Origin of the sequence: Kitasatospora sp. NPDC101801 (assembly GCF_044766665.1) — a bacterium.
Classification (GTDB): Bacteria; Actinomycetota; Actinomycetes; order Streptomycetales; family Streptomycetaceae; genus Kitasatospora.
Window position 1 is genome coordinate 96,941 of sequence record NZ_JBIWML010000002.1, and the last position, 10,479, is coordinate 107,419.

General features: G+C 73.3%; 9 protein-coding genes. 3 read left to right on the plus strand and 6 right to left on the minus strand.

The window, feature by feature from the left end; translation table 11 throughout:
- Positions 1–73 precede the first annotated feature (73 nt).
- Complete coding sequence (locus tag ACIRPK_RS04695; RefSeq protein ID WP_403032991.1) at positions 74–925, plus strand: GNAT family N-acetyltransferase; 852 nt, start codon at positions 74–76, stop codon at positions 923–925.
- 16 nt (positions 926–941) lie between these two features.
- Here ACIRPK_RS04695 and ACIRPK_RS04700 read toward each other — a convergent pair whose 3' ends face one another.
- A complete protein-coding gene (locus tag ACIRPK_RS04700) occupies positions 942–1,370 on the minus strand; it encodes a PPOX class F420-dependent oxidoreductase (RefSeq protein WP_403032994.1) in 429 nt (142 codons plus the stop codon).
- Positions 1,371–1,423: 53 nt separating this feature from the next.
- Positions 1,424–3,475: a DHA2 family efflux MFS transporter permease subunit gene (locus ACIRPK_RS04705; protein WP_403032997.1), complete on the minus strand. Its 2,052-nt coding sequence runs from the start codon at positions 3,473–3,475 to the stop codon at positions 1,424–1,426.
- 249 nt (positions 3,476–3,724) lie between these two features.
- Here ACIRPK_RS04705 and ACIRPK_RS04710 point away from each other — a divergent pair, with 249 nt between their 5' ends.
- Both ACIRPK_RS04710 and ACIRPK_RS04715 read left to right on the plus strand, forming a co-directional pair.
- Positions 3,725–4,720 (plus strand): peptidoglycan-binding protein, encoded by a 996-nt coding sequence (locus tag ACIRPK_RS04710; protein ID WP_403033000.1) that lies wholly within the window; start codon positions 3,725–3,727, stop codon positions 4,718–4,720.
- A gap of 7 nt (positions 4,721–4,727) precedes the next feature.
- Positions 4,728–5,705 (plus strand): protein kinase family protein, encoded by a 978-nt coding sequence (locus ACIRPK_RS04715; protein WP_403033003.1) that lies wholly within the window; start codon positions 4,728–4,730, stop codon positions 5,703–5,705.
- Between the two features lie 31 nt (positions 5,706–5,736).
- Here the strand turns inward: ACIRPK_RS04715 and ACIRPK_RS04720 are convergent, their stop codons facing one another.
- The 4 genes from ACIRPK_RS04720 to ACIRPK_RS04735 all read right to left on the minus strand — a co-directional run bounded on the left by ACIRPK_RS04720 (position 5,737) and on the right by ACIRPK_RS04735 (position 10,307).
- Positions 5,737–6,321 (minus strand): TMEM165/GDT1 family protein, encoded by a 585-nt coding sequence (locus ACIRPK_RS04720; RefSeq protein ID WP_403033006.1) that lies wholly within the window; start codon positions 6,319–6,321, stop codon positions 5,737–5,739.
- A gap of 223 nt (positions 6,322–6,544) precedes the next feature.
- On the minus strand, positions 6,545–7,321 hold the full coding sequence (locus ACIRPK_RS04725) for an ABC transporter permease (protein WP_403033008.1): 777 nt from the start codon (positions 7,319–7,321) through the stop codon (positions 6,545–6,547).
- Positions 7,300–8,859: a dolichyl-phosphate-mannose--protein mannosyltransferase gene (locus ACIRPK_RS04730; RefSeq protein ID WP_403033010.1), complete on the minus strand. Its 1,560-nt coding sequence runs from the start codon at positions 8,857–8,859 to the stop codon at positions 7,300–7,302. The genes ACIRPK_RS04725 and ACIRPK_RS04730 overlap by 22 nt, the downstream gene beginning before the upstream one ends.
- A 74-nt stretch (positions 8,860–8,933) precedes the next feature.
- Positions 8,934–10,307 (minus strand): FAD-binding oxidoreductase, encoded by a 1,374-nt coding sequence (locus ACIRPK_RS04735; protein WP_403033013.1) that lies wholly within the window; start codon positions 10,305–10,307, stop codon positions 8,934–8,936.
- Positions 10,308–10,479 lie beyond the last annotated feature (172 nt).

Sequence of the window (10,479 nt, forward strand, 5' to 3'; positions counted from 1 at the left end):
GACTCCGAACCACCGCCCGGGGCCCAGCGTAAACGGCCTGTGCCCCGACGGTGAGTCGGCCTATGGTGACCGGATGAACGCGATGGTCGTGGTGGAACAGAGCAGGTGGCGGGACGGCTTCGAGCAGCGGGCCCTCGCCAGGTACCGGGCGGCGGGGTGCTCCGAGCCGCTGGCCCAGGCGCTGCTGGAGCGGGCAATGAAGGGGTCCGAGGACTGGACGGTGGCCACCGACGGCACCGGGTGGATCGCGGTCGGGGTACGGGACGACGACGGGACGCCCGTCGGCCGGATCCACGAGCTGACGGTGGAGCAGGGGCGGGCCTGGGCCGAGCGCTGGTGCGCGGAGCAGGGCGCCCGGCAGGTGGAGGTCCGGCTCACCGACGGCCCGGGACAGTTCGCCGACTACCCCGTCCGGGGCCAGACCCGGATGCGGGCCGCCGCCGAGCACCCCGAGCTCCCGCCCGGCCTGACGGTCCGCCGGCTCACCGAGCAGGAGTACCCGGCCTGGTACGCCGCCGAGACGGCCGCGTACGTCGCGGACATCGTCCGGGCCGGCGCCCTCACCCCGGAGCAGGCCCGGCAGAAGTCCGACCGGGACTTCGAGCGCTACCTCCCGCAGGGGTACCTGACCCCGGGTCACGCCATCTACGCCTTCGAGGCCGGCGGCGAGGTGGTCGGCACCGGCTGGGTGAACCACGCCTTCCTGCCGGGCGTCACCTTCGGGTTCTCCCTGGAGGTGCACCCCGAGCACCGCGGCAAGGGCCACGGCCGGGCCGCGATGGCGGTCGGCGAGTGGGCCACCCGGCAGGGCGGGGACGACGTGATGATGTTCAACGTCTTCGGCGGCAACGAGGTGGCGATGAAGCTGTACGACGCCACCGGCTTCGCCGTGCTGGACGAGCTCCGCTCGATCGACCTGCCCTGACCCACCTTCGCCGGGGTCAGGCCCGGGAGCCGTACACGTGGTCGACCGTCATCGTCATCAGCACCCGCCGGTCGGCCACCATCGCGGCCCGGTACTCGTCCCAGTCCGGGTGCTCGCCGGCGGCCAGCCGGTAGTAGCGCACCAACTCCTCCACCTCGGGACCGTACGGGTCCGTCCCGGGCCCGGTCAGGGTCGCGACGCCTTCGGCGGTGGCCCAGCTCCAGCCGTCCGGGGCGGTGACCTCCAGGGTGGCCCGCGGGTCCCGCCGGAGGTTCGCGGTCTTGGCGCGGCCCTCGGTCATCGACACGTACAGGACCTCGGCCTGCCGGTCGTAGAACGGCATGACGGGGGAGAGCTGCGGGCGGCCGTCGGTCTTGATGGTGGCGAGGACGGCGAGCCGGCTCTCCGCCAGCAGGGTGCGCGGGTCGGGCGGGGTGGTGGTCATGTCGGTTGCCAACTCTCCTCCGGCAGCGGATTGTTCCCGGCCCTGACGCCCGCTCAGTAGGTGCGGCCCTCCCCCGCCTGCCGGTGTTCGGGGCCGGCCCGGTCCGGGCGGTCGCCGCCCAGCTGGGAGCTGAGGCGGGTGAGCAGGTCGGCCAGTTCGCCGAACTGCTTCTCGTCGTAGTCGCCGAGCAGCCGGGCGAGCTGGGCCCGCCGGGCGGCGACCAGCCGGACGGCCACCTCGGCGCCGGGCTCGGTGAGCCGCAGCGGCAGCCCGTTGCGGACTGCCAGGCCCCGGCTCTCCACCTCGCGGACGGCCGCCTCGATCACCGCGATCGGCACGATCCGGTGCTCGGCCAGTTCGGCGGGCTCGACCGAGCCGTGCCGCTGCATCTGCAGGATCAGCCAGCTGGAGGCGGGCAGCAGGTCGAGCCCGGCTTCGACGGTGATCCGGCGGAACAGGTCGCGGCGGGCGTCCCGGGTGCCGAGCACCGCGAGCGCCCGGGCGATCTCGTCCAGCGAGGAGCGCTCCACCGGGTTGAGGCCGATCGACTCGCTGAGGTCGGGGGCGGTGACGGTGGAGCGGAGCTGCTGCTCGCGCAGGAAGAGCGAGAGCACGAAGGCGACCACCACGATCGGCACCGCGTACAGGAACACCTGGGTGATCGACTCCGCGTACGCGTGGTAGATCCCGGCCTGGGCGGAGCCCGGTAGGGCGCCGATCGCCCGGGGGTCCTGGGCGATGCTGTCCGCCCGGAAGCCGGGCGGCAGGTCGGCCCCCACCAGGTCCTCGGCGAGCCGGTGGTTGAGCCCGCTCGCGAAGATGGTGCCGAAGATCGAGACGCCGAAGGAGGCGCCGATCGAGCGGAAGAAGGTGGCGCCGGCGGTGGCCACGCCGAGGTCCTGGTACCCGACCGAGTTCTGCACGATCAGCACCAGCACCTGCATCACCAGCCCGAGCCCGAGGCCGAAGACCAGGAAGTAGAGGCTCATCTCGGTGGTGGAGCTGTGCTCGGTGAGCCGGGACAGCAGCAGCAGACCGACGGCGGTCACGGCGGTGCCCGCGATCGGGAAGACCCGGTAGTGGCCGGTCCGGGCGACGATCTGGCCGGAGCCGATCGAGGTGAACAGCATGCCGAGCACCATCGGCAGCATGTGGATGCCGGACATGGTCGGCGAGACCTGCATGACCACCTGGAGGAAGGTCGGCAGGTAGGTCAGCGCGCCGAACATCGCGAAGCCGACCACGAAGGAGATCACCGCGACCAGGCTGAAGGTCCTGGACCGGAACAGCTTGAGCGGCAGCACCGGCTCGACCGCCCTGCGCTCCACCGCGACGAAGAAGCCGAGCAGCACCACCCCCAGCGCCCCGAGGCCGACGACCTGCCAGGAGCCCCACGGCCAGGTCACCCCGCCGAGCGAGGTCATCAGCACCAGGCAGGTGGCCACCGAGGCGATCAGGGCGGTGCCCAGGTAGTCGATGGTGTGCTCGCGCTTGACCTCGGTGCCATGCAGCACCGTCGCGATCACCGCCAGGGCGACGATCCCGATCGGCAGGTTGATGTAGAACACCCACCGCCAGCTCAGGTTGTCCACGAAGACGCCGCCGAGCAGCGGCCCGAGCACACTGGTGACCCCGAAGACGGCGCCGAACAGGCCCTGGTACTTGCCCCGTTCCCGGGGTGCCACCAGGTCGCCGACGATCGCCTGCGAGAGCACCATCAGGCCGCCGCCACCGAGCCCCTGGAGCGCCCGGAAGGCGATCAACTCGCCCATGTTCTGCGAGAGTCCGCAGAGCGCCGAGCCGATCAGGAAGATCACGATGGAGGTCTGGAACAGCCGCTTGCGGCCGTACATGTCGCCGAGCTTGCCCCACAGCGGGGTGGCCGCCGTGGAGGCCAGCAGGTACGCGGTGACCACCCAGGACAGGTGCTCCAGGCCACCGAGGTCGCTCACGATGGTGGGCAGTGCGGTGGAGACGATGGTCTGGTCGAGCGCGGCCAGCAGCATCGCCAGCAGCAGGGCGCCGATCGGGACCCAGAGGTTGTGGACCGTCACCTCTGGGGGCTGCTGCTCCTGGACACCCTCCGGCGCGGCGGCCTCCGCCATTCCTGCTCCTCGGTGGGAAGACGGGCCTGACCAGCACCCGGGCTGATGATCCTTCAGTCTCACCATAAGTCAGCTATGTCCGATTTGCCGTCAGCCGGCTGCGCCATCCGTACCGTCGGCGGTCATCCACCCTTCACATCTCCGGTATCACCACCAACCGGGACAAGCCTCTCCACCCGCCTGTCCACCCACCGGAACCTGCTGCATAATCAGGTCCCATTCGTCACCGTCACCGAGGAGGACCGGCCCATGTCGGGAGCGCGCTGCCCCGTCTGCGGCACCGTCGGGGGCGCCGACGGCTGTCCCTCCTGTGCCCCCTCGGACGACACCACCGTCCTGCCCGCGCTCGACACACCCGAGCTGGTCCGGCCGTACGTGGGTGCCCCGGCGCCCGCCGACCCGTTCGCCACCCAGGTGGTGCCCGCACCGAACGACGCCTTCGCCACCCGGCTGATGCCGCCCGTCCCGCCGGCGCCGCCCGCCGGACCGCCGGTCGGACCGCCGGTCGCGCCGCCGCAGACCCCGCCCAGCCTGCAGCTGATACCGACCCCGCCCCAGTGGACGCCCGAGCCCGCCCCCACCCAGGACCTCGGCGTCTTCGGCTTCCGCCCCGACCCCGGTGAGCCCGCTCCGGGCGGCCGGGCCGAGCGGCGGCTCAGCCGGCAGGTCTCGGCCGGGCGCCGACGGACCGTCGTCATCGCGGCCGGGGTCGGCGTCGCCGCGATCGGCGCGGGCCTGGCCCTGGTGCTCACCCCCGGTGACACCAAGGTGAACCACGACCAGGCGCTGCCCGTTCCGGTCGGCAGCCACCAGCCCACCGTGTCCCCGCCCGCCGTGGCCGCCGTCGAGTCCCCGTCCCCCTCGGACACCCCGACCCCTTCCGCGAGCCGCAGCAGCGCCAAGCCGAAGCCCAGCCCCTCGGCCACCCCGACCCCCACGCCGAGCCCGAGCCCGACGCCCACCCCGACACCGTCGGCGACCCCGACGCCCCCCGCGCCGGTCCCCACCGGCCCCCGCACCCTCACGCTGAAAATGCAGGGCGCCGACGTCAAGGACATGCAGAGCCGGATCGCCGACGTGCTGTGGTGGAAGTACGGCTCCTCGCTCGCCACCGGCGACTTCGACCCGAAGACCGAGAAGGCCGTCCGCGACTTCCAGGCCTACTACGGCCCCTCCAGGCTCGACGACCCGCCGGGCGTCTACGGCCCCGCCACCCGGCAGGCCCTCGAGAGCGTGACGGACTGACGCCCCGGTGACCGCACCCACCGCCCGCCTCGCCGCCCACCACCGGGTGGCCGGCCGGCTCGCCGGGCTGGCCGACCACGAGCTGGCCGGACTGCTCGACGCGGCGGCCCCGCTCGGCACCGGGATCGGCGGCGTGACCTCGCTGCTGGAGGTCGAGGGCGCGCAGGTCTTCGTCAAACGCGTCCCGCTGACCGCGCTGGAGCTGCGCCCCGAGCACCTGCACTCCACCGCCAACCTGTTCGACCTGCCCGGGTACTACCAGTACGGCGTCGGCTCGGCCGGGTTCGGGGCCTGGCGCGAGCTGGCCGTGCACGAGCTGACCACCGGATGGGTGCTGGACGGCAGCCGGCCGGACTTCCCGCTGCTCCACCACGCCCGGGTGCTCCCCGCCGATCCGCCGCCCGCCGAGGCCCTGGTCGGCTTCCTCGGCGGGCTGGACGGCGCGGTGGCGTACTGGGGCGGCTCCCCCGCCGTCCGGGCCCGGCTCACCGGGCTGCTCGGCGCCGAGGCGGCCGTGGTGCTCTTCCTGGAGTACGTCCCGCACACCCTGGGCAGCTGGCTGGCCGGGCAGGACGCCGCCGCGTACCCGTGGGTGGCGCAGCGACTGGCCGACACCACGGCGTTCCTGCGGGAGCGCGGCCTGATCCACTTCGACGCGCACTTCCGCAACGTGCTGACGGACGGTCACCTGCTCTACCTGACCGACTTCGGCCTCGCCCTCGGCGAGACCTTCGAACTCTCCCGCACCGAGCGGGAGTTCCTCGACCGCCACCGGGGCTACGACGCGGCGTACACGGTGGCCCACCTGCTCAACCACCACCTCCCGGAGGGGTTGGCAGCCGCCTGGGCCGACGGACGGCGGCCGGCCGGCACCGCGCCGGAGCTGGCCGCGCTGCTGGACCGGCACGCCGGGACCGCCGTCCGGATGCGCGGCTTCCTCGACGGGCTGCGGGCCGACAAGTCGACCCGCTACCCGCTCGGCTGAGCCCCGGCGCCCGGCCCGAGGCCGGCCGGGCTCAGCCGGTGATCGCCTTGAACAGGCTGATGCTCGCCATCAGCAGCATGATCCCGGCCGCCACCCGCACGATCACCTTCATCGGCACGTACTGCAGCAGCTTCTGCCCGCCCAGGATGGCGATCCCGCTCACCGCGCAGAGCGCCAGCCAGGCACCGATCCCGACCGAGAGCGGGTCGGCGTACTTGGCCGCCAGGTTGGCCGTCATGATCTGGGTCAGGTCGCCGAACTCGGCCACCGCGACCACCAGGAAGCTGGCGCCGGCCACCTTCCAGAAGTTGGTCGAGGACGGCTCCTTGGCCTCGCCGTCCTCGTCCTCGTCGCCCTTGGGCCAGAGCAGCATCACCGCGCCCGCCAGGAACAGCACGCCGGTCACCCCCTCCACCCAGCGCTGCGGCAGCAGCGCCAGCAGGCTGCCCGCCGCCAGCGCCAGGCCGACCTGGAGGGCGAAGGCGGCCGCGATCCCGGCGAAGACGTAGCTCGCCCGGTAGCGGGTGCCGAGCACCAGGCTGGCCAGCGCGGTCTTGTCCGGAAGTTCGGCCAGGAAGACGATGCCGAAGGTGATCGCGGCAATGGTCAGACTCATCGGAGAGAAAGCCCTTCATCGGGTCGGGCTGCCCGGCCGATGATGGCCCGTCAGGGGACACTCCGGCCCGACAGCACTGGTAAATGATCACAGCACTGCGGCCGAAGGTCTCGCCAACACCCGCAAGCAAACGGATGTCCCGGGCACCGGGCCTCCGCGCGAGTCGCAGGCCAGTATGTCGACGCTCCGGTGGAGGGCTACTCCCCTTCAACAACCGCCCACCCTACCCGGTGACCGCACCACGGCCAACCAGCTCCAGCACCAGCAGGACCGCCACCGCCTCCACCAGCAGCAGCGCGACCAGCACGAACAGCTGCACCGAACCGGCCTCGACCGGGCTGGCCCCGCCCAGCAGCATGCCGACGAACGCGCCGGGCAGCGTGACCAGCCCGACCGTCCGGGTCTGGTCCAGCGCGGGCACCAGCGAGGTGGCGGCGGCCGTCCGGCAGATCTCCAACCGGGCGTCCCGGTCCTCGAAACCCAGCGCGAGCGCGGCCTCCACCTCGCCCCGGCGCTGGCGCAGCTCGTCCAGCGCCCGCCGCCCGGCCAGCGAGGTGGCGGTCAGCGCCCCGCCGATCAGGATGCCCGCCACCGGGATCACCGACAGCCCCCGCCAGGGCAGCAGCCCGGAGCCGAGCAGCAGCGCCAGCACCGGCAGCACCCCGGCCCCGATCGGCAGCACCGCCCACCACCAGCCGGGCCCCTCGGTCATCCGCCGCCCGGCCGTCCGCACCGCGACCACGAACATCACCAGGACGAACAGCGCGGAGGTCCACATCGAACCGACCACCCAGGCGATCACCAGCGCGACCACCGCCAGCTGGACGGCCGCCCGGGCCCCCGCCCGCAGCACCGCCCGGCCGTGGCCGAGCAGCCCCCACCCGGCCACCGCCGCACCGGCCGTCAGCAGCAGCGCGGTGGCCGCCCAGAGCGCCGGGCCGACCGGCAGCAGCTGCTGGGCGGCCGACTGAGCGGCCGTCAGATCCAACTGACGAACCACATCCGGTCCTGCCAGGACGTCATCGGGATCACCTCGGCGGTGTACAGCGGGTAGAAGAACGCGAAGCAGCCGACGATCGCCAGCACGAGCAGGCCCGCAGCCGCCGCCCCCCACCGCCGCCGCTCGGCCGAGCAGCCGGGCGGGCCGAGCACCCCCCCCAGCAGCTGGGCCACCGCCAGGCAGAGGAACGGCACCAGCACCACCATGTAGAACGAGAAGGTGGTCCGGTCCTGGAACAGGAACCACGGCAGGTAGATCCCGGCCACCGCGCAGAGCACCGCACCCGAGCGCCAGTCCCGCCGGAAGAACCACCGCCAGAGCACGTACAGCAGCGCGAAGCAGGCGGTCCACCAGAGCAGCGGCGTACCGAGCGCGAGGATCTGCGAGGCGCAGCCGCCCGGCGCGGTGCAGCCCTGCTGACCCTCCGGCACCTGCTGCCAGTACATGCTGACCGGGCGGGCCTGGACCAGCCAGCTCCAGGCTCCGGACTGGTAGGTGTGCGGGGTGCTGAGGCCGGTGTTGAACTCCCGCATCTGGTCCTGGTAGTGCCACCAGCTGCGCACCGACGCGGGGATCCAGCTCACCACGCTCGACCGGTCGTCGGCCCACTGCCGGTCGTAGCCGCCGTCGGTGAGGAACCAGCCGGCCCAGGACAGCGGGTAGACCACGACCGCGACGCCGACCAGGGAGAGGAAGGCCGGCAGCGCGTCCCGGCGCAGCATGCTCCGCCAGGGGCGGTGGGCGCCGGCCCAGCGGCGCCCGGCCTGGTCCCAGAGCACGGTCAGCAGGCCGAAGGCCGCCAGCACCGGCAGACCGTTCCACTTGGTGGCGCAGGCCAGGCCGAGCAGCAGCCCGGCGGCCAGGCGCCAGGGGCGCAGGCCGAGCCGTACGTCGTCACCGGCCCGGCCGCCCTCCGCCCGGGCGGCCGCCAGCAGGCCCCGGGCGTGGTCCCGGTCCCCCAGCAGGCAGCCGAAGGCGGCCAGCACGAAGAACATCAGCACGCCGTCGAGCAGCCCGACCCGGCTCATCACGAACTGCAGCCCGTCCACGGCCAGCAGCAGGGCCGCCACGCAGCCCAGCAGCGTCGAGCCGAGCAGCCGCCGCCCGATCCTGGCCAGCATCAGCACCGTCAGGGTGCCCAGCAGCGCGACCGCCACCCGCCAGCCGAACGGGTGCAGCCCGTACGCCCACTCGCCCAGCGAGATGACCCACTTGCCGACCGGCGGGTGCGCCACGAACTCCGGGGCCGGGCCGAGCGGGACCACCTGCGGGACGGCCAGGATCTGCTCGTTGGCGTTGTCCGGCCAGGTCCCCTCGTAGCCCTGCCGGAGCAGCGACCAGGCGTCCTTCGGGTAGTACGTCTCGTCGAACACGAAGGCGTTCGGCGAGCCCAGGTCCCAGAACCGCAGCAGGCCGGCGAACAGCGCCACCGCCAGCGGGCCCAGCCAGTCGGCCCGCCGGAGCACCCATGACCGGGCCCTCACCTCCGGTGCTGCCGCCTCCTCGACGACGGTCCCGCCCACCACCGCTTGCGTCATGACCTCGCCGATTCATCGCCTGATTGCCCGACAGCTTTGTCGTCTTTGTCGGGAATCCTAGCCGTGACGCGCCCTCAGACCGGGACGATGTTGTGGTTCAGGTGGAAGACGTTCTCCGGATCGTAGGCGGACTTGACCGCCGCAAGCCGCCGGGCGTTGCCGGTGCCAAGACCGGCCGCGACCCGCTCGGCGCCCTCGTCGCCGATGAAGTTCAGGTACACCGCGCCGATCGACCAGGGCTGGAGGTCCGCGCAGACGTCGTGCGCCCACTGCCGTCCCCGGGCGTCGTCGGCCGGGTCCTCCCAGACGCCGAACGGGTGCACCGCCCAGGGTGCGGCCCGCCAGGGCACCGGGTGGTCGCCGCCCCGGGCCACCGCGCCGCCCTGCGGGAAGACCGCGTTCAGCGAGGCGGAGGGCACCACCATCTCGGCGGCCCGGCCGCAGAACAGGTCGGCGGCCGCCCCGGGGAAGCTGTCCAGGTACTCGGCGGACCAGTAGTTCCGCCCGCCGGGCGGGTCGTCCAGCATGCACTGGAAGTCCGCGTACGGGAGCTCGGCGATCAGCTCGCCCGCGTGCCCGTGGCCCAGCATCGGCCGGAACACCTCCCGGCCCGCCTGCTCGCCGCCCGCGTAGGTGAGCAGCAGCGCCGCCGTGAGCCGCCCGACCAGCCCGGACGGGACGAACTCCTCCGGCGGTCCGGTGAAGTGGACGAAGGCTCCGCCGACCTCGTCGGGCGCGGTCGCCATGTAGTCCACGTAGTGCCGCAGCACGGTCGGCCCGGCCTCCGGCTGCCAGAGCAGCATGGCGATCGTGACGGTCGGCAACTCGTGCAGCCGGAAGGTGAGTTCGGTGGCCACGCCGAAGTTCCCACCGCCGCCGTGCAGGGCCCAGAACAGCTCGGGGTGCCGGTCCTCGTCCGCCGCCAGCAGCTCGCCGTCGGCGGTCACCAGCTTCGCCGCGAGCAGGTTGTCGCAGGCCAGTCCGTACTTCCGCTCCAGCCAGCCGGAGCCGCCGCCCAGGGTGAGGCCGGCCACGCCGGTGCTGGAGTCGCGCCCGCCGGTGACGGCCAGTCCGTACGGCTGGGTGGCCCGGTCGAGGTCGCTCATGGTGGCGCCGCCGGCGACCCGGGCCACCCCGGCCTCCGGGTCCACCACGACCGAGTTCATCCGCCGCAGGTCGACCACCAGGCCGTCGTTGACCGAGACCCCCGAGACGGCGTGGCCGCCGGACCGGACCGCGATCTCCAGGCCCTGCTCCCGGCCGAAGGCGATCGCCGCCGCCACGTCCGCCGGGTTCGCGCACTGGGCGATCAGCTGGGGATGTCGGTCGATCATCGCGTTGAAGACCACCCGCGCGCTGTCGTACTCACCGTCCCCCGGCGTGAGCAGCTCCCCGGCGAAGCCGGATCGCAGGTCGGTCAGCAGCTTGGGGTGCAGTGCGGCAGCCATGGTGTCCGCCCTTCTCAGGGCCGCTCCGGCGCGCTTCGCGCTTTTCTGAGCGTATCCCCGGCCCCCCGCCCCCCCCCCCCCGCCCCGGGGCGGGGGCGGGGGCGGGGGGGGGGCCCCCCCCCCCCCCCCCCCCCCCACCCCGCACAGCCCGCCCCCCGGGTTAAAACGCCAC

Bases quoted from the DNA above. Each gene is read 5' to 3' on its own strand.
- ACIRPK_RS04730 (WP_403033010.1), bottom strand. From the start codon at position 8,859: ATGACGCAAGCGGTGGTGGGCGGGACCGTCGTCGAGGAGGCGGCAGCA.
- ACIRPK_RS04700 (WP_403032994.1), bottom strand. From the start codon at position 1,370: ATGACCACCACCCCGCCCGACCCGCGCACCCTGCTGGCGGAGAGCCGG.
- ACIRPK_RS04720 (WP_403033006.1), bottom strand. From the start codon at position 6,321: ATGAGTCTGACCATTGCCGCGATCACCTTCGGCATCGTCTTCCTGGCC.
- ACIRPK_RS04735 (WP_403033013.1), bottom strand. From the start codon at position 10,307: ATGGCTGCCGCACTGCACCCCAAGCTGCTGACCGACCTGCGATCCGGC.
- ACIRPK_RS04705 (WP_403032997.1), bottom strand. From the start codon at position 3,475: ATGGCGGAGGCCGCCGCGCCGGAGGGTGTCCAGGAGCAGCAGCCCCCA.
- ACIRPK_RS04710 (WP_403033000.1), top strand. From the start codon at position 3,725: ATGTCGGGAGCGCGCTGCCCCGTCTGCGGCACCGTCGGGGGCGCCGAC.
- ACIRPK_RS04695 (WP_403032991.1), top strand. From the start codon at position 74: ATGAACGCGATGGTCGTGGTGGAACAGAGCAGGTGGCGGGACGGCTTC.